Origin of the sequence: Myxococcus stipitatus DSM 14675 (assembly GCF_000331735.1) — a bacterium.
Lineage (GTDB): Bacteria > Myxococcota > Myxococcia > Myxococcales > Myxococcaceae > Myxococcus > Myxococcus stipitatus.
Genome location: NC_020126.1, coordinates 8307628 through 8325224, shown reverse-complemented (window position 1 = coordinate 8325224; position 17597 = coordinate 8307628). Strand labels below are relative to the sequence as shown.

The 17597-nt window shown below is 67.8% G+C and carries 9 protein-coding genes; 3 read left to right on the top strand and 6 right to left on the bottom strand.

Features of this window, described 5'->3' with window-relative positions; translation table 11 throughout:
- The first annotated feature begins 117 nt into the window (after positions 1–117).
- Both MYSTI_RS31955 and MYSTI_RS31950 read left to right on the top strand, forming a co-directional pair.
- Positions 118–1224, top strand: a complete 1107-nt coding sequence (locus tag MYSTI_RS31955) for a hypothetical protein (protein ID WP_015351960.1) — start codon at positions 118–120, stop codon at positions 1222–1224.
- Between the two features lie 111 nt (positions 1225–1335).
- Positions 1336–2436: a hypothetical protein gene (locus MYSTI_RS31950; RefSeq protein WP_015351959.1), complete on the top strand. Its 1101-nt coding sequence runs from the start codon at positions 1336–1338 to the stop codon at positions 2434–2436.
- Between the two features lie 9 nt (positions 2437–2445).
- Here the strand turns inward: MYSTI_RS31950 and MYSTI_RS31945 are convergent, their stop codons facing one another.
- From MYSTI_RS31945 to MYSTI_RS31935, 3 genes are all read right to left on the bottom strand, one after another.
- A complete protein-coding gene (locus MYSTI_RS31945; protein WP_015351958.1) occupies positions 2446–3510 on the bottom strand; it encodes a hypothetical protein in 1065 nt (354 codons plus the stop codon).
- A gap of 37 nt (positions 3511–3547) precedes the next feature.
- The gene (locus MYSTI_RS31940) at positions 3548–4660 is read right to left on the bottom strand and encodes an esterase/lipase family protein (protein WP_015351957.1); all 1113 of its coding nucleotides are present in this window, start codon (positions 4658–4660) and stop codon (positions 3548–3550) included.
- A 342-nt stretch (positions 4661–5002) separates the two neighbouring features.
- A complete protein-coding gene (locus tag MYSTI_RS31935; RefSeq protein WP_015351956.1) occupies positions 5003–7510 on the bottom strand; it encodes a glycogen/starch/alpha-glucan phosphorylase in 2508 nt (835 codons plus the stop codon).
- A 248-nt stretch (positions 7511–7758) separates the two neighbouring features.
- Between MYSTI_RS31935 and MYSTI_RS31930 the strand changes: the two genes are divergently transcribed.
- Complete coding sequence (locus MYSTI_RS31930; RefSeq protein WP_015351955.1) at positions 7759–8349, top strand: TIGR02265 family protein; 591 nt, start codon at positions 7759–7761, stop codon at positions 8347–8349.
- 26 nt (positions 8350–8375) lie between these two features.
- On the opposite strand, the gene MYSTI_RS31925 is transcribed toward MYSTI_RS31930, so the two are convergent.
- The 3 genes from MYSTI_RS31925 to MYSTI_RS42365 all read right to left on the bottom strand — a co-directional run bounded on the left by MYSTI_RS31925 (position 8376) and on the right by MYSTI_RS42365 (position 17487).
- Complete coding sequence (locus MYSTI_RS31925; RefSeq protein WP_015351954.1) at positions 8376–9554, bottom strand: M23 family metallopeptidase; 1179 nt, start codon at positions 9552–9554, stop codon at positions 8376–8378.
- An 84-nt stretch (positions 9555–9638) separates the two neighbouring features.
- A complete protein-coding gene (locus MYSTI_RS31920; RefSeq protein ID WP_169558684.1) occupies positions 9639–13445 on the bottom strand; it encodes a M36 family metallopeptidase in 3807 nt (1268 codons plus the stop codon).
- Positions 13446–13779: 334 nt separating this feature from the next.
- The gene (locus tag MYSTI_RS42365) at positions 13780–17487 is read right to left on the bottom strand and encodes a choice-of-anchor A family protein (RefSeq protein WP_015351952.1); all 3708 of its coding nucleotides are present in this window, start codon (positions 17485–17487) and stop codon (positions 13780–13782) included.
- Positions 17488–17597 lie beyond the last annotated feature (110 nt).

Sequence of the window (17597 nt, the reverse complement as noted above, 5' to 3'; positions counted from 1 at the left end):
GGCTGCGCCCCCTCCAGGGCGTGACCAACTCATGACGGAGAGATGGGCGCCGCGAGGACCTGCTCGCTCGTGAGTCGTGCATTCTCCGGGATGCAGGGCACGAGAGGGGGCAGTCACATGAAAGCGTCTGGTTCTCCGATGGGGCGTTGGGGCGTCCGGAAGTTCGTCTGGGTTCTGGTGGCGCTGCTCATCCCCGGGTCCTTGGCGCGAGCAGAGCCTCCTACTCCCGAGACGGTGTGGACGATGACCGGCGAGGCGGAGTTGGTGGTGTGGGCGGACGTCGAAGAGGTGAGGCCGCTGTCCAAGGCGGACTTGGAGCAGATGGGCCCGAAAGGCTGGGAGCCGGTGTGGGGGCGGGACATGCTCACTCGCTTGCGCATCCGGGAGGTGTGGAAAGGGGAAGGGGAGGTCCGTCAGGGGGCGCAGCTCCTGGTGCACTGGGAGGAGTCAGCGTGTCCGCCGCCTCCGCACTACAAGGTGGGGCATGCCGTCGTCGCCTTCCTGTCCCATGAGACGGAGAAGTGGGAGACCGTGGCGTGGTCATACGGGACGCGCTACCCGACGGGCGATGACGAGGTGGCGGCGTATCGGCAGGCCGTCGCGCTCGCGAAGGATGCTCAGCACATCAGGTCGCAAGCCCGCAGCGTCGGGAATCGTCTGGACCTCGAGCCGATGCGAGTGGACTGGCAGGTCAAGGTGGCCGCCCATCCCGCGACACGCTGGGATGGCATGTACGGATTGGCGGGGTGGTCCGACGTGGTCTACGCCTTCAACGACTGGCGCGGGCCGAGTCCGATGCGACTGTCGGACGCGCAGCGTGCGCAGCTCGCTCGAGGCTTCGTGGCGAATCCTCCGTTGGACTCCGCGCTGCCCTCGATGCTCATGGTCCTGCGCGGGCATCCGGACAAGCAGGTGGACCTGGTGGCCGCGCGTGCTCTGGAGACGGTGTTCATCTCGAGGAGGGTCGAGGAGTGGGTCGTCCATGCCTTCGACCTGCTCCGCGAGCGTCACGGCGAGAAGGCCAAGCCTCGCAAGCGATTGTCCGACGAGGAGGCGTACTCCTTGCGAGTCGCCCGCGATACGGCCAATGACGGGTCGACCTCCCGCACGAAGTGGGAGCGCGACATCCTGGGGGAGTGGATGCACTTCAAGCAGCGTCATCGGCTGATGCCGACCCCGCTGCCGCTCCCCGTGGCACGAAGAAGCGGGGACTCGCCGTTCTGATGCCCCCAGTCCCCACTCCATGATGATTTCGTGATGGAGCGGTGAGCGCCACATGCCCTCATGTGAGCATGAATCGGGGAGCCTCCTCTCCGCACGAGAGGAGTCTGCTTCATGCATGGACCTGGCTTCCCGATGGGGCGTTGGAGCATCCGGCATGCGATGGTGTGGGCCCTGGTGGTGCTGTTCGCACCGGGACCTCGGGCTCAGGCCTATCCCATCTCACCGGAGACGCTGTGGTCGCTGACGCTCGAGGCGGAGTGGGTGGTGTGGGCGGACGTCGAGGACGTCAGGGGGCTGTCCAAGGAGGAGCAGGCCGAGGTGAAGAGAGGGGACTGGGAGACTGGCGCGGTGACGCGCCTGCGCATCAGGGAAGCCTGGAAGGGAGCGGGCCGGCCAGGGGAACAGGTCGATGTGCACTGGTTTCCGTCCATGTGCCCGGCGCCCCCCAGCTACGAAGAAGGGCACGTGGTCGTGGCCTTCCTCACGCGGAGGGCGGGGAAGTGGCGCACCGTGGCCTTGTCATATGGGACGCGCTACCCGGCGAGCCCCGATGACACCGAGGCCTATCGCCGCGCGGTCACTCTCGCGAAGAGCGCCCAGGACCAGTGGACCCAGGCGCGCATCGTCGGAAGGCGCACGGACCTCGAAGCGGCCCGAGTGGACTGGCACGTGCGCGTCTCCACCCATCCCGCGACACGCTGGGATGGGTTGTACGGTCTGGTCCCCGATTCCGACGCGGCCCGCTCGTTCTACGACAGGAACGCCAGGAACCCCGCTCAGTTGACACGCCCGCAGCTCGAAACGCTGGCGCACGGCTTCGTGGAGCAGCCTCCCTTGGACCATGCGCTGCCCATGATGCTCACCGCGCTCCGGGGCCACGTGGACACGCAGGTGGACCTGTCGGCGGCACGAGCGCTGGAGACCGTGTTCAGCCAGGGCGAACCCAAGGGCTGGGTCATCCACGCCTTCGACCTGCTCCGTGAACGCCAGGGCGAAGCGCCTCTGGAGCACGAGTCGCTGACCGCGGAGGCGCAATGGAAGCGGCGCATCGATGACTGGAGCCTCGCGGGCTCGAAGCTCGAGGGAAAGGAGCTGGAGGAACTCACGAGAGAGTGGGCACGCTTCAAGCAACGTCACCAGCTGACACCCGCGCTGCTTCCGCTCCCAGCGCCCGCACCCGTCCCGGGAACAGGCGGGGACACGACGCTCTGAATCACGCGCTCAGTTGCGCCCCCACTGCCGGGGGCGCTCGAAGCGGTAGAAGCCGCTGGCCTCCTCCTGCGCGATGGTGTCCGCCTCTCCGCCGAAGTAGCGGGCACGCACCTCCGCGAGTCGCGCCTCCAGCGCCTCGCCCGACAGCTCCTTCGCGAGGGTCTGCCGCTCCGCCATGTACTTCGCGCCCGTGTCCCAGCGGGCATCCCGGCTCTGGTCCAGCGTGTCCCACCGCTTCAGGGCCTCTTCGTCCAGGCCCAGCTCCCTGCGCATCGAGCGCAGGCTCTGTGAGCGCGCCTGGGGCGTCATGCCCCCCAGCTCCGTCTGAACGGACGACAGGTCGAGGAAGTGGTTCATCACCTCCTGCTGGTGCCGGGCGAGGTACGCATCCGCCTTCTCGCCATGGACCTCCTGGATGCGCTTCTTGAACGTGGACAGCTTCTTCTCCAGGCTCAGGTCATCTCGCGCATCCAGCGAGCGCAGCGAGTCCGCCAGCGCCTGGTTCTTCAGCTCCGCCGCCCAGATGCGCTCCGCCGTCTCCTTGCCGAAGAGGCGGTTTCTCGCATCCCACGTCGCCGCCCGTCGCTCCGCGTCGCTCAGCCCGCGCAGGTAGCTGTCGTTGTCCCGGACCCACTTCTCGTAGTCCACGCGGTTGCGGAGCATCGCCTCCAGCGCGTCATACCGCTCCGGGAAGTGCTCCTTCACGAACGCCAGCAGCTCCTCCCGCCAGCGGTCCGGAGAGCGCTGCTGGAAGAAGCGCATCAGCTCCTCCACGAAGCGCATCTGGACATACGGCTCATCCAGCTTCGCCCCATACCGCTCCCGCAGCACCGCCGCGAGCTCCTCCAGCTCCGCGTCGGACGCCGGAGCCACGACCGCGGGCACCGGAGCCGACACCGCCCCGGTGGGCGTCACAGGAGCCACTCCAGAGGGTGCCGGCGCGGACGCTCCCGCAATCACTGGAGCTGACGCGTCGGGCCCAGGCGCCTCCGCGCGCGTGAACCGCAACACCCCCACCGCCACGAGCAGCGCCACCACCGCGCCCCCCAGCAAGACTTTCGTACGCCGTGTCATGAAAGCCCTCCTCGGGGCGCGGTGTCGGGACGAGACGTCAGTCGTTCTTCGCGATGTAGTCGATGATGGCCGCGTAGAACTCCATCTCGTCGAACGTGTCCGGTCCGATGCCAATCACATCCACGTGGTCCTGGTTGATGACGCTGGACATGGAGGTCATCTGGAGCGAGCTGGGCGCGTTGAGGTTCCCCACGTAGCCCATCGCCGAGTCCTGCGAGACCGTGTCCAGCAGCCCCAGCCGCTCCGTGTACCGCAGCCGATATCCCATCTGCTGCGAGTTGATGCCCACCAGCCCGTCGTCGTCCTGCTCCCCGCGAATGCCGTCGCCCTTGCCCGCGGCGCCGTCGTTGTCGCAGTCATCCGTGCACGCGCCATCTCCGTCGATGTCGAAGATGAACTCCTTCAGCAGGAACAGCGCCGGGTTCACGCTGGCCCCGCTCTGCGCCGTCACCAGCGAGGCGTAGTGGGACGCGTAGGAGGGGCTGACCGGATAGGCGAGGTTGAACGCCTTGTTGCCCGTTGTCTTGCCGTCGTTCGGGTCCGCGTCGTTGTAGATGAGCGCCTTCACCGCCGCGTAGCCGTCATTGCCCGGCGCGTAGACGACGTTGCCGTAGAAGCGGAACAGCGCGTCCAGCACACTGGTGATGCCCGGGCGCAGGTCCAGGATGTACTTGGCCACCGGCGAGCCCCGGTGCGGGGAGGACACGCTCACCACCGTCTTCACCACCGTGTAGCCCTTGCGCTCGCGCAGCACCCGCGCCGCCTTGCGCACGTCGATGCCGCCCTGCGAGTGGCCCACCAGGTTCACGTACGACGAGCCCACCGAGGCCAGGTACCCCTCGATGTCGTTGGCCAGGTCGAGCCCTCGCACGTCGGAGCTCTGCACCGGCTGCACCGCCGCGGCGAAGGTCCGCTGGCCGCTGTCCAGGTCCCCGTTGCACGACGTCTCCAGGAACCCGTCACACGGGTCCCCCACGAAGGTGCCGTAGTCGTCACCCCAGTAGTCGTACCCGAGGATGTCGTCGAACCCCCCGAGCCCGTGCGCGAACACCACGGGATACGTCGTCTTCTCCGCCGCCTGGGCCGGCGCGGCGACACCCAGGAAACCCACGGCCATGACTGCGAGGAACAGCGTCGGCTGCTGCTTCATGAGGAGCCCCTCTTGCTGGGAGAACGGCCTGCTTCGGCCGGTGCATGAGGTATTCGGAAGTCGGCCCCTCGACTCGACGAGGCCCCACCGTACGGCGCTGCTCAACCCCGCGACCCTGAGAGTCCCGAATACTGAGCATATGAGGCCCCAGAGTTGATTCCTCAGTCAATACATCGCGGCGCGTCAGTACCCCGCCAGACGAGGGCGGTGTTCAATGGTGCACTGCGTTGTCTGTGATTGCGCGCCGCGCTGGCCCGCTGCGTTGCGCTGTGCGGGCGGGGCGAACCCCAGGACGCGCCGGGCGGGCACGTCCTGGGGCGTGTTTCGGGAAGCCCTTACCTGCTACGGCTCCACGGGCGTCTGCTGGATGCGCCAGATCTCCTCGGCGTACTGCTTGATGGTGCGGTCCGAGGAGAAGATGCCGGCGCGCGCCACGTTGATGATGCACTTGCGCGTCCACGCCTCGGTGTCCTGGTAGGCGCGGACGACCTCCTCCTGCTTGGCGGCGTACGACGCGAAGTCGGCCAGCACCAGGTAGCGGTCCTCCTCCAGCAGGCTCTCCACCAGCGGCTTGTAGAGGGCGCGGTCCTCCGGGGAGAAGAAGCCGGAGGCGATGAGGTCCAGCGCCTCGCGCAGCTCCAGGTGCTGGTTGTACTCGTCCCTCGGCCGGTAGCCGGCGCGCTTGCGGGCGATGACCTCGTCCGCGGTGAGTCCGAAGAGGAAGAAGTTCTCGTCCCCCACCGCCTCGCGAATCTCCACGTTGGCGCCGTCCAGCGTGCCCAACGTCAGCGCGCCGTTGAGCATCAGCTTCATGTTGCCCGTGCCGGACGCCTCCATGCCGGCCGTCGAAATCTGCTCGGACACGTCGGCGGCGGGGATGATGCGCTCGGCCAGGCTCACCCGGTAGTTGGGGGCGAACACCACCTGGAGGCCCGTGGTCCCCGCGTCGCTGTTGACCACCTCCGCGATGCCGTTGATGAGCCGGATGGTCAGCTTCGCCAGGTGGTAGCCCGGCGCGGCCTTGGCGCCGAAGATGAACGCGCGCGGGTGGATGATGGTGCTCGGGTCCCGGCGCGCGCGCATCCACAGCGTGACGATGTGGATGGCGTCCAGGAGCTGGCGCTTGTACTCGTGCAGGCGCTTGATCTGCACGTCGAAGATGGCGTCCGGGTTGAGCGTCACCGGGCGCAAGTCCTTGATGTGGCGCGACAGGTCCTCCTTGTTCGCGCGCTTCACCTCGCGGAACGCCTTGCGGAAGGCCGGGTCCTCCGCGTGCGCCTCCAGCCCGCGCAGCTTGTCCAGGTCCGTGGCCCAGCCCGCGCCGATGCGCGACGTAATCAGCTTGGACAGGCGCGGGTTGCACCACGCCAGCCACCGGCGCGGCGTCACGCCGTTCGTCTTGTTGTTGAAGCGCTCCGGGAACATGGACGCGAAGTCCGGCAGCACGTCGCGGCGCAAGAGGTCCGTGTGCAGCGCGGCCACGCCGTTGATGCTGTGGCTGCCCACGACGGCCAGGTGGGCCATGCGAATCTTCTTCTCCTGGCCTTCCTCCACCAGGCTCATCCGCCGCATCTTCTCCTGGTCATAGGGGTAGCGGATCTGCACCTGCCGCAGGAAGCGCTGGTTGATTTCGTAGATGAGCTCCAGGTGCCGGGGCAAGAGCCGCTCGAACAGCGTCGCCGGCCACTTCTCCATCGCCTCCGCCAGGAGCGTGTGGTTGGTGTAGCCGAACACCGCCTGCGTAATCGACCACGCCTCGTCCCAGGCAATCCGCTTCTCGTCCACCAGCACCCGCATCAGCTCCGCCACGCCGATGGCGGGGTGTGTGTCATTGAGCTGGATGGCGGCCTTCTTGGGGAACTCCCTGAAGTCCGTGTGGTTCTTCAGGTAGCGCCGGACGATGTCCGCGATGGAGCAGGCGACGAAGAAGTACTGCTGCTTGAGCCGCAGCTCCTTGCCGGCCTGGAACGCGTCGTTGGGGTAGAGGACCTTGGAGATGACCTCCGAGTCGTTCTTCTCCACCACGGAGCGCTCGTAGTCGCCCGCGTTGAAGAGCAGCAGGTCGAACTCCTCGGACGCGCGCGCCTGCCACAGTCGCAGCGTGTTGACGGTGTCGTTGTGGTAGCCGGCGATGGGCGTGTCGTAGGGCACGCCCACCACCGTCTTGCCGCCCACCCACCTCGCGATGGGCTTGCCGTCCGGGCCCTGGTGGTGCTCCACGCGCCCGAAGAAGCGCACGGGCACGGCCTTCTCCGGCCGGACGATCTCCCAGGGGTTGCCGAACTTGAGCCACTCGTCGGCGCGCTCCACCTGGTAGCCGTCCACGATGTCCTGCGTGAAGATGCCGAACTCGTAGCGGATGCCGTACCCCATGCCGGGGTAGCCGAGTGTCGCCAGCGAGTCCAGGAAGCACGCCGCCAGCCGGCCCAGGCCGCCGTTGCCCAGGCCCGCGTCCGGCTCCATCTCCAGGAGGTTGGTGAGGTCCACGCCCACCTCCCGCATGGCCTCGGCGGCGGACTCGTGCATGCCCAGATTCAGCAGGTTGTTCCCGAGCGCCCGACCCAGCAGGTACTCCGCCGACAGGTAGTAGGCGCGCTTGACGTCCTTCTCGTAGTAGGTGCGCGCGGTGCGCACCCAGCGGTCGGCCAGCCTGTCCCGGACAGCCAGGGACAGGGCCATGAAGCGGTCATGCGCGGTGGACGTCTCGTAGTTCTTCCCGCGCGAGTAGCGCACGTGGTCCAGGAAGGAGCGGCGCATGGAGGACGCGTCGCTGCCGGTGCGACCGCCGTCGTCGCTCGAGCTGGACGTGGTGGACCGCGGCTGCTGGGAAGAGGGAGCGGGAGAGGCCATGTGGCGGGAGGTCTCCATCCGAGGTGGGACGTCGAGTGGGAAAGCTGATGCGGGGTGTCAGGGTAGCGCAGCCTGGGGGGCTCCGAACCGCGAAAGCACGCCTCCGGCGAGGGGGAGGGATGCTCCCTGGGAAGGACCTGAGACGTCCAGGAACGTTGCACGACGCGGCCCTGTCCGCTCGTTTTCCCACAGCGCCCGCACGGAACGGGCGCCCCGGAGCGCCTCGTTTCATGTAGAAATCAACGCTCATGGCCTTTGAGAAGAATGACCTGGACCAGCGGCTCGCGCTGGTGCGGCCGGAGGACACGGTCCGCGGCCTCATCTTCAACGCGGTGTTGCTGCTGGCGGAGCGGCAGTTGGGGCCGGACATGGCCTCGCGGCTGCGTGAGCCCATCTTCAAGCGCTCACCGGTGGACTTCTTCTCCTACCCCGCGGTGGACGCCATCCGGTTGCTGTATTCCACGTCGGAGGCCCTGGCGAGGACCGGGCGCTTCGGCACCCAGGAGGAGGCGGTCCGCGCGTGTGGCGCCGCCGCCGTCACCGGCTTCTTCTCCTCCACGGTGGGCCAGACGCTGACGCGGCTGATTGGAAAGGGCGACCCCAAGCGGCTGCTGTCCAACGCGCCCACCGCGTACTCCACGCTCGTGAGCTACGGGCGCCGGGAGTACACCGTCGTGACGGAGCGCCACGTGCGGCTGTCCTTCCAGGGGGACATGCAGCCGGTGCAGTTCCACGAGGGCGTGCTGCAGGAGGCCCTCAAGGCCATCCAGTGCAAGGGCACCGTCGTGGGAACCCCTCACGGCTACTTCGCGGCGGACTACGACATCGTCTGGGAGTAGTCCGCCGGGGGGGCCGCGGGAGCGCCTCAGGGCGCCGCGGGAGCCTGGCCCGCGACGGCGGCCACGGAGACGGCCTCCAGTTGGCCGGCGAGCTCCTGGGCCTTGGCCAGGAAGTCGGGCAGCAGCGTCTTGGGCAGCGGGTCCGCGCGGGGGAACTTCTGGTTGAGCGGGTTGGTGTAGCCGCCGCCGCGCTTCATGCCGAAGTGCAGGTGGGGGCCGGTGGAGCGGCCGGTGTTGCCGGAGTAGGCGATGACCTGCTTCTGGCTGACGCGCGAGCCCACGCGGATGCCCTCGCCGAACTTGGACAGGTGCATGTACTGCGTCTCGTAGCCGTTGGCGTGGCGCAGGACGACCATGTTGCCCGCGGCGCCGGAGTACGCCGCCTGCGTCACCGTGCCGTCCGCCACGGCCCACACGGGCGTGCCGATGGGCGTCCCGTAGTCCACGCCGTTGTGGTTCTTCAGGTACTGGAGGACGGGGTGGAAGCGCGAGCCGAACTTGCTGGTGACGTGGGCGTACTTCAGCGGGCTCTTGAGGAAGGTCTTCTTCGCGCTGGCGCCGTCCTCCTGGAAGTAGTTGGGCTGGCCGTCCGGCAGCACGTAGCGGAAGACCTTCTTGGGGCCCACGAGTCCGCCCGTGTACTGGGCGGCGAGCACCTCGCCGTAGCGCAGCACGCGGCCCTTGGAGACGAACTTCTCGACGAGGGCGCGCGCGGTGTCGCCCTTGCGCACGTCCCGGTAGAAGTCGATGTCCCACGCGAAGACGTCCGCCAGCACCATGCCGATGGCGGGGTCCTCGCCCGCGTCGACGGCGGCCTCGTAGAGGGACGTCTGGATTTCCAGCGCGACGACGGCCACCTGCTTCTCGACTTCGATGGCGCGCTTGCTGCCGACGTACTTCTCGCCGTCGCGGCGCACCTGCCACTCGTCGACCATGCTCTGGCGGTAGTCGAAGAAGTCCAGCTCGCCGTTGCGCAGGACGAGGCGGAACTGGTCGCCCACGCGGGACTTGCGGAAGTCGAACACGCCCTCCAGGGCCGCGATGACGGCGGTGACCTGGGTGTCCGGGAGCTGGGCCTCATGCAGGGCGCCCGCCAGTGTCTGGCGCGGCTCGATGCGGCGGTTCTTGATTTCGTACCGGACGGCGGCCTCGGAGGAGGCGCCGGCCAGCAGGGCGGCCAGCAAGCAGAGGGGGGCGATTCGCATGGTGCGGGGCGCGAGTGTAGTGGACACCCGCGCCCCTGCCCAACCCAAGGCCGGGGATTTTCTCCCCGCCTGCCTGCCCGGCGGTCAGCTTCGGCGCCGACGGCGGCCTCGAATCAGCGCCCACCCCACGAGTCCCAGGAGCCACGAGAGGTTCGCGTCGCCTCTCGTCGCGATGCAGGAGCACCCGCCCGGCTCCTCGGGACCGCCTCCGGGTCCCGCGTCGGGCGTGGGGCCCGCGTCGGGCATGGGTCCCGCATCCGGAACGCCCGCGTCCTGGCCTGCATCCGGAGTCCCCGCGTCCTGGCCCGCATCCGGAGTCCCCGCGTCCTGGCCGGCATCGGGTGTCCCCGCGTCGGGCTGTGGGGTCCTGGACCGGGTGGTGACCTTCACCCGGTCCGTCGCGGAGAGGCCCGCGACTTGGACGGTCAGCTCGAACTCCAGCTCCGTGTCCTCGCTCACGTCGGGCGCGACGAAGCGGGGGGTGGCGGTGTCCGCGCCACTCAGATTCACGGTGGTGGCCGGCACTTGCTTCCAGCGATAGGTGAGCGGCGCCGCGCCCGGGTCCGAACTCTGCGTGCCATCCAGTCGCACCGTCTCACCCTCGAGGACGCTCTGGTCCTCGCCCGCTCGGGCAATGGGATGGCACGGGCTGGCATCCTCGATGCGCGCCAGGAAGGGCGCGGCGGTCGTGCCCTCCACGGTGATGTTGTCGAGCTCCCACCCGTGGGCGAAGAAGACCACGTCGGACCCCAGTCGGAAGCGGAGCTTCACGGTGCTTCCGCTCAGGTGCGTGCCGAAGTCCAGGGCGACGGAGTCGCTGTCGGGCCAGTGTGGATTGCGCGATGCATAGGCGAGCCTGCCTCGCAGGGGGTTGCTCGTGCGGATGTCGAGCACCTTCTCTGCGTACCCGGGGTCGACCAGGGTCGACACGTCGGTCCAGGTGTTTCCTCCGTCGCGGGTGAACTCGATGACGCCGCCGCTCCAGTAGGTCCGCTCGCCCGTCGAGGGCTCCTGGCGGAAGTCGAACTCGAAGCGGTGGTCGAAGCGCAGGACGAACGGAGTGCCCGAGGGAATGGTCAGGGAGGGCGTCTCCAGCACGACGTCCGCGAAGGGGACTGGCTCCTCCGCGTACCAGACCTTCTCTCCGGGGATGCGCGGTGACGCGACGACGTGCCAGTTGTGGGCCTCCAGGCCCTGGAGCACGTGAGGACGCCAGGTGGTCCGCACCGGGTCGGCCCTGTCGGTCCTCGACGGCGTCAGGTCGTAGTTGAGCAAGAAGGACTTCGAGTGCTCCGCGCGCGGCTGACACGCGCCAGTGCTTTCCAACACGACGCTGTAGTTCACCTCCGCGGAGACCTCCTGGCTCCCCGCGAGGGCCACGGGAATCTCCACGGTGAGCGGCTCGAAAGGCGGCACCCTTCCCACGGTGACGGTGCTTCCCGAGGGGAAGAGCACCCGTGGGTTGTTGCTGGAGATGCTCACCCGCGTATCGGTCGACGCGAGCGGCCCTCGGTTGTGGAGCTGAATCCGGACGACACCTGTCTCCGAGGCGTCCAGCACCCCATCCGCGTCACACGAGCGCCCCTGCTCCTCCACCTGAATCGACTCGAGCCGGACGTCGGGGCGCGCCTGCAGGTCCTGGACGACTTCGGTGAAAGTCTTGGACTCAGGGGGCGGCGACACGGCGCAGGTCCCCGCGCCCCGTCGGGCGAAGCCCTGGGCCAGTGCGTGCATGTCCGCCGGGTCCCTCTCGTTGGCCACCATCAGGAGCAAGTCCCGTTGCTCGGTGAAGGTGACGTTGCTGGGGGCCATCAGCATGCTCTCCACGACGTAGGTCGCCATGCGGCGCCTGGCTTCCTCGAACGTCCCGATGCGCGGCGTGCCTCCTCGCGTGTCGTCGAGCAGGGATTGATAGGCCTCGAAGAGCATGGAGGCCCAGATCTCTCCGGCGTTGTGAATCTCCGAGTTCTCCAACCCGAAGTCTCGCAGGAAGGTCTGGTCGGGGAGCGGCTGGCCATCCGCGATGTGGTGGAACTGGAAGCCGTTGCGCGTGAGGTCGCGCGAGTACGGAGACCTGCGGACGCCGTAGTAGGAGCTGTCGCCCAGGGCGTCACCCGCGAAGGCGCCGATGGCATACATCCCGTTGGCGGCATCTCCCGCCCGGACCATCATGTGCAATGCCACGAAGTCGCTCCAGCCCTCGCTCATGGCGCGGCACTGCGGCGACGTGCACCCGACCAGCCGCCGGAAGAGGATGTGCCCCCACTCATGGGCCACGACGGTGTTGTCGAGCGAGGCGTCCCGTTCGGGAGTGGCCGACCGCGACAGGGTGCCTGACAGCGACCCCTGGGTGAGCAGGTCCTTGAGGGCCTGGCCATCCTCGAAGGAGACGGAGAGGACGGGCAGCGTGGTCGTGAGGCCCGGGTCCACGTCGGGCATGGTCGGCGCGGGGTCCCCGGGGGTGTTGTTGATGATGATGAGCGCCGCGGCGTTGGCGCTCTGGGCGTTCACCGCCTTGAGCTTCATGTTGCAGGTGCCGCGGTCCGCCAGGACGATGGCGTTGGTGACGGTGTTCTGGAGCGGCTCGCAGGCGTCGGTCGTCGTGCCCGTGCCGTCGAGGCCCAGGACCAACTGACGCAAGGGCACCGTGAACTTCTGGGCGCCGAACTGCGCCGGGCCCGTGTCATATGCCCGGCCAGAGACAGAGAACGTGCGGGCCTCCGTCGCACTCCAGAGCGAGAACTCCAAGCGGGGCGACAGGCCGTCGCGCGGGACGTAGGCGACGGCCGAGTTGCGAGCCTGAGGGTCGGGCCCCTGGTTCTGCGCCTCGGCGAGCACGGGGTCTTCCCCCAGTCCGCCCGCTTCGAAGTTCACCTGCTGGGCGTTGCCCGCGGGCTCATTGAAGCCAGAGTCGTAGTAGTAATCGTGAAGCCAATTGGTCGTGTAGAACAGTTGCACCACGGAGGCGGAGATCTGCGCCGGGCTGCTCAAGGGCTCCAAGAGGGGGTCATGGACATGCGGGAAGTCCCGGGTCGTCGGCGTCACCTGCGCGCGGACGTCCTGGCCCTCGGTATAGCCGTCCGGGTTGAAGTGGTCCGCGTAGGCCCGGACATTGTTGCCGGACGTGACGGTCGCGCCTGAGTCCAGCCACGGGCTGACCCTGCCGTTGCTGGGGTGGACCCGGCCCTCCCATGTGATGGCGGTGGGGGACAGGAATCCCGCCGGGCTTTGACCGGGAGCCGCCCCGGGATACGGCGAGAAATCGATGAAGGGATTGTCCGAGGGCGTCCGGTCCACCGCGTTGGCCCACACCCGATAGGTATAGGCATCATTCGCTGTCCGGTCCTCGCGCAGAAGCACCTGTCCGGTGCTCGCATGCAAGACATAGACATGGCCACGGGGCCACACCTCACCCGCCTTCGATGAGAGCAGGTCCACGGTGTACGCGGGGACCAGCCCCTGGGCCGTGGGGAAGTAGTTCTCCGTGACTCGGGCAGGTGTCACCAGGGAGATACCGGAGCGCTGGAGGGCACTCCCAGGGGCCAGCTCGAAGCGCGCCCCCTCCTGGCTGTCGAAACCCACCGCGGCCTGGACGGTCCCCACCAGGGTCAGGCCATGGACGTCGCCCAGGGCCTTCAGCACCGCCTCGGAGGGGGGATAGGCGAACGCCCTCCGGGTCGTGCCGAGCGCCGCTGGGGGCTCCAGCGCGCCGCCCCCCTGAAGGTTGCCGGAGAGCGCCACCAGCTCCAGGTTCCGGCTCAGGAGCATCTTCAATTCGCTGTGCACCACTTCCAGGCCCGACACCCGCTGACGGAAGCGCACGATGACGCCACCATGCCCCAGGTCATGGACGTGATGGACATACACTGTCTCCAAGTCCGTGGAGGACAAACCATACACCCCTGCTTGTTGCCGGAGGTATGCGTTTGCCGCGGCTTCGGGTGTGGAATGGGCTTGCAGGGACTTCGCCGGGCCCAGGCGGTGCGCCCGGACCAGGGTGGGAACACCTCGGGAGGTGTCCCGAGAGAGCACTGTGACGGAGTGCGACGGGGCCTCCACCCCGCCGACCTGTGCTTGCAAGTCGGCGGGGCTGCTTGAAGGTGATTCCGATGTGCACCCGGCGAAGAGGGTCAAGGCCAGCACTGCGATGGACCCACGACTCCTTGGACTCTTGGGCACTTGACCCCCCACGGTTCGCATCTGTCCTTTGTGAGGACCGCTGCCTTCACCGACAGATGTCAGTATCTCGCAGACGACTGAGATGGCCAACCGCATTGCCAGTCAGTGAGCGAGCATACATGCCGCCGACCCAGCTCCCGTTATTGAAGCTGACGTGTGCGTTGGGCGCAAGGACGGTGCCGTAGAAGCCATAGTCAAGCGCGGTGAGGGTGGTGGCGTCGGGAAGGTTGAAGAGGACACCGTTCTCGTCGATGCCACCTTCGAAGACATGGCCGAAGTTGGCGAAGCGCGCCGACGTGCCACGCACGTTGATGACCACCGTCGAGTTGGCGGGAGCGGCGATGGTCAGCAGCGTGGCGTTCTGGATGGCGGCGGCCTCCACTCGGAAGACATTGACCTTGGGGTCGGTCCCTCGCAGGGTGATTCCGCCCCACGACTCGATGGTGGTGGTCCCTTGGAGGGGAAGGGCCGCCAGGTCCGTGGAGAGCCTGCGCAACGAGGTGCCCATGCTGGCGAAGTTGACGGGGACGCCCTGTCGCACCGAGCCCCTGGGGAAGGTGACGTTCCCCGTGGGACGGTACTGCCCTCCATACCGGGCCTCACCCCAGACGGCGCCGTTGTTCAGGTCCAGGGTCTGTCCGGCCACCAGGACGCCGTCGCGGTCGCTCGCCGGCAACTGCCAGCCCACCCGGAAGTCCTTGAGCTGCAGGGTGCCACCCGCGGCGACCTTTCCTCCCACGTCGATACCCTCCCGATAGTCCTCCAGGACGAAGAGGTTGTGGTCGTTGAGCCGGACCTGGATGCAGTTGGCCACGGGCTTCTCCAGCACCGTGACGGAGATGCTCGTGGTCACCGTCCCGTTGCGGATGACGATGGTGGCGATGCCCGTCCCCGTGGCCGTCACCACTCCCGCGGGCGTCACCGTGACGATTCCGTCGTTGGAGGACGAGTAGATGGTCCCCACTGCCTGCGAGGTGATGTTGCGGATGACGCCGTCGTCGTAGTGGCCGTTGACCGTCAGGTTCAGCGTGGAGCCCAGCCCATGGAGGATGCCATCGCCGTTGATGACGGAGATGACGCTGAGCCTCGCGGCGGAGACCACCGGCAGGAAGACGGGCACGGATGCCCGCATGCGCTTCTGGGCGTTGATGCCCGTCGCCACCAGCTGCACCGTGCCGACGGCCTCGGCGGGAATCCGGAAGGACGTGGTGAAGGGCGGCTCATCCATCGTCGCCAGCACGCCCGCGCCAGAAACGTACGCGAGGACGGGAACGAAGCCATCGGTGCCCTCCGTCACCACCGTCACCGTGGCGCCAGGGCTCACTGGAGTGCCCGGGGCGGGGGAGACGATTCGGATTCCCCCGGCGAGCAGCGACTCCTCCCAGGCCTGCGTCGTGTCCTCGGCCAGGGCCTCCCGTGGCTGCTCGGAAGCGGGCGCGTCCGGAGCGAACACGCCGGTGCAGGTCGGGGGCGGGGGCGCGACGGGCGTCTGGAGCATGCCGTCGAATGCGGTGCTCGCGATGGGGGTATTGAGCAGCTCCACGGTGCGCTGGAAGTAGGCCGGGTTGGTCGGCGTCCGGAAGTGATTCAACGTCGCGAGGGTGTTTGTCATCGAGAACGCCGTGGTCGCCAACGTGGAGGCACTGCCTTGCTGGTCCTTCGTGGTGGCGAACATGTCGAAGTCCTGGTCGCAGAACACCCTGCTGGGCTGGATGTTCTGCGTCGGGGGCCGCACGATGTTGGCCTTCATGATGAGGTTGTGGGTCCCCGGGGCAATCAACTCCTCCGTGAGCGGGTGGTACTCCTCCATGTTCGTGTAGATCATCTTGACGGCGTCCAGCAGCGCCGGATGCCCGAACTTGCGCTCGATGTTCTGCCCGTTCGTGGAGACGAGGACGTGGGTGGGGACGTGGGTTTCGCCAATGGCAACCAGCGCGGGGTTGTTGATGGTCAGGTCGTCGATGGCCATCGGGCTGACGCCGTCGGCCGGCTCGAGCGAGAAGCCGAAGGCCCTGAGCAGCTCCGTGTTGAAGGTGGCCCACTCCGGCGCGTACTTGAGTTTCATGTTCGCGCGGACCTCCGTGAGGGCATTCGCCAGGAGCGTGCCCGCGTGGGGCGTATTGGAGAGGATGAGCCGGTTGAGGTCGCCCTTTCCATAGTTGTTCGCGTTCTTGTAGCTGCTCCGGCTGGCGAACTTGCGGGCCAGGATTCCGCCCATGCCGTGACCAATCACATCCACCTGGGTCACCGCCGTACCCTCGCCGCGCATCTTCACCAGCGCCGTGCGGATGGCCCGGCCTACCACCGTGCTGTTGGCCGGTGAGTCGATGCTCTCCGAGTTCGTGCTCTTGTAGTCGGCACACGTCACGTTGTGGAGGCTGCTGCCGGAGATGCCCGCGTTGCCCCAGAAGTCACAGCCGGACCAGATGTCATGGACTGTCACCACGGGGGGACGCACCACGGTGATCTTGTGCGTGTCCGGGAAGGCCGTGCCGCCCGTGGGCGTGTAGGACGTGTCGAGGACGACGTCGCGTTGCCGGGCCATGTCGTCAGCCCCGGTGTCGGGACGCTTGAAGTCCTCGGGAGGGATGTAGAGCGCGAATGCGAAGAACTGCCCCGTGGCGACCTCTTCGACGCGGGTGATGATGGTGTTGGTGGGCGCGGCCACGCTGCCAATGGGGACCAGTCCACCATTGGCCGGATTGTGCGTGGGCCCGAGCGAGAAGGTCATGTTCCCGAGGTTCGACACGCGGGCGCGCAGGAGCACCGCGCTCACACCGTCGGCGGCCACGGAGCGCGCGGGGGTGCCGAGCGTCGACAGCCGGAGCGTGTCGGTCTCCACCTGGTTCAGGAACGTGTCGATGAGGATGGGGTTCGGGTCGATCATCTCCAGGCTCGCGAAGGCCACGTTGTCGATGACCACCGTGGAGTCCAGGATGCCGTCCCCCAGGTCGCGAATCTCGAACACGAGGGTGACCTGCCCTCCCTGGGCGGGGACGGAGATGGGGACGTTGACGCTCTTGAAGTCGGTGATGCCGGCGTCGGGGAACAACTGGATGCCTTCGGGGTAGTTCGCGGGGAAGTTGTCGATGCCGGACGGGTCATCCGCGAGCAGGGAGTCGAACTTCGTCTTGCCCGCGCGGGTCGAGGACGCATCGAAGAAGTGCGCGCTGTTGACGGATGTCTGCTCCGCCAGGCGGGTCCCCTGGATGTCCGTCACGTGCGCGGTGAACTGGTCGTTGTACTGGCTGCCGATGAAGTCGGGCGACTCGGCGCTCAGGAAGCGGTAGTCGAAGGACAGCCGCGTCATGCCCCGAGGGACGTTGAAGGTGATGCGGACGGTGCTGACGTCCCCCTCCGTGCCCACGGTGCCGAAGTCGGTGCCGGGCTCCGGCAGACGGACGGCGTCGTCGACGTGGCCGGTGCTCAGCACGAGCATGGACGCGCCCTTGCGCGGCGAGATGTCGCCGAAGCGCGGGACGACCACCGCCGCCTGCGGCACGGGCGAGGTGACCTGCCCGGAGACGAACGAGGTGAGGTCCAGGGCCGCGGCCGCGTCGGCGGGCGTGGCGAGCAGGGCCCCCGAGACGGTGGGCTCCAGCCGGAGGTTCTTGAAGCGCGCACGCTCCGCGCTCATGTCGCGGAAGACTTCGTTCTTCGGTGGAGGCGGCTGGGGCTCGTGGGGACTGACATCGCCACAGGCCAGGGCCAGCGCGATGACGAGCGGGAGCAGGGAGACTTTGCGCGTCTGCATCAGGTTCACTCCGTTGTGTTGTGCGGGAGAGGCGATGAACAGGCGCGGCCACCCAGCGGTTCTCCACTGGGTGGCCGGCGGTCGATTCGGAGCTGCGAGCACCGCGTGGG

Bases quoted from the DNA above. Each gene is read 5' to 3' on its own strand.
- MYSTI_RS31955 (WP_015351960.1), top strand. From the start codon at position 118: ATGAAAGCGTCTGGTTCTCCGATGGGGCGTTGGGGCGTCCGGAAGTTC.
- MYSTI_RS31950 (WP_015351959.1), top strand. From the start codon at position 1,336: ATGCATGGACCTGGCTTCCCGATGGGGCGTTGGAGCATCCGGCATGCG.
- MYSTI_RS31945 (WP_015351958.1), bottom strand. From the start codon at position 3,510: ATGACACGGCGTACGAAAGTCTTGCTGGGGGGCGCGGTGGTGGCGCTG.
- MYSTI_RS31940 (WP_015351957.1), bottom strand. From the start codon at position 4,660: ATGAAGCAGCAGCCGACGCTGTTCCTCGCAGTCATGGCCGTGGGTTTC.
- MYSTI_RS31935 (WP_015351956.1), bottom strand. From the start codon at position 7,510: ATGGCCTCTCCCGCTCCCTCTTCCCAGCAGCCGCGGTCCACCACGTCC.
- MYSTI_RS31930 (WP_015351955.1), top strand. From the start codon at position 7,759: ATGGCCTTTGAGAAGAATGACCTGGACCAGCGGCTCGCGCTGGTGCGG.
- MYSTI_RS31925 (WP_015351954.1), bottom strand. From the start codon at position 9,554: ATGCGAATCGCCCCCCTCTGCTTGCTGGCCGCCCTGCTGGCCGGCGCC.
- MYSTI_RS42365 (WP_015351952.1), bottom strand. From the start codon at position 17,487: ATGCAGACGCGCAAAGTCTCCCTGCTCCCGCTCGTCATCGCGCTGGCC.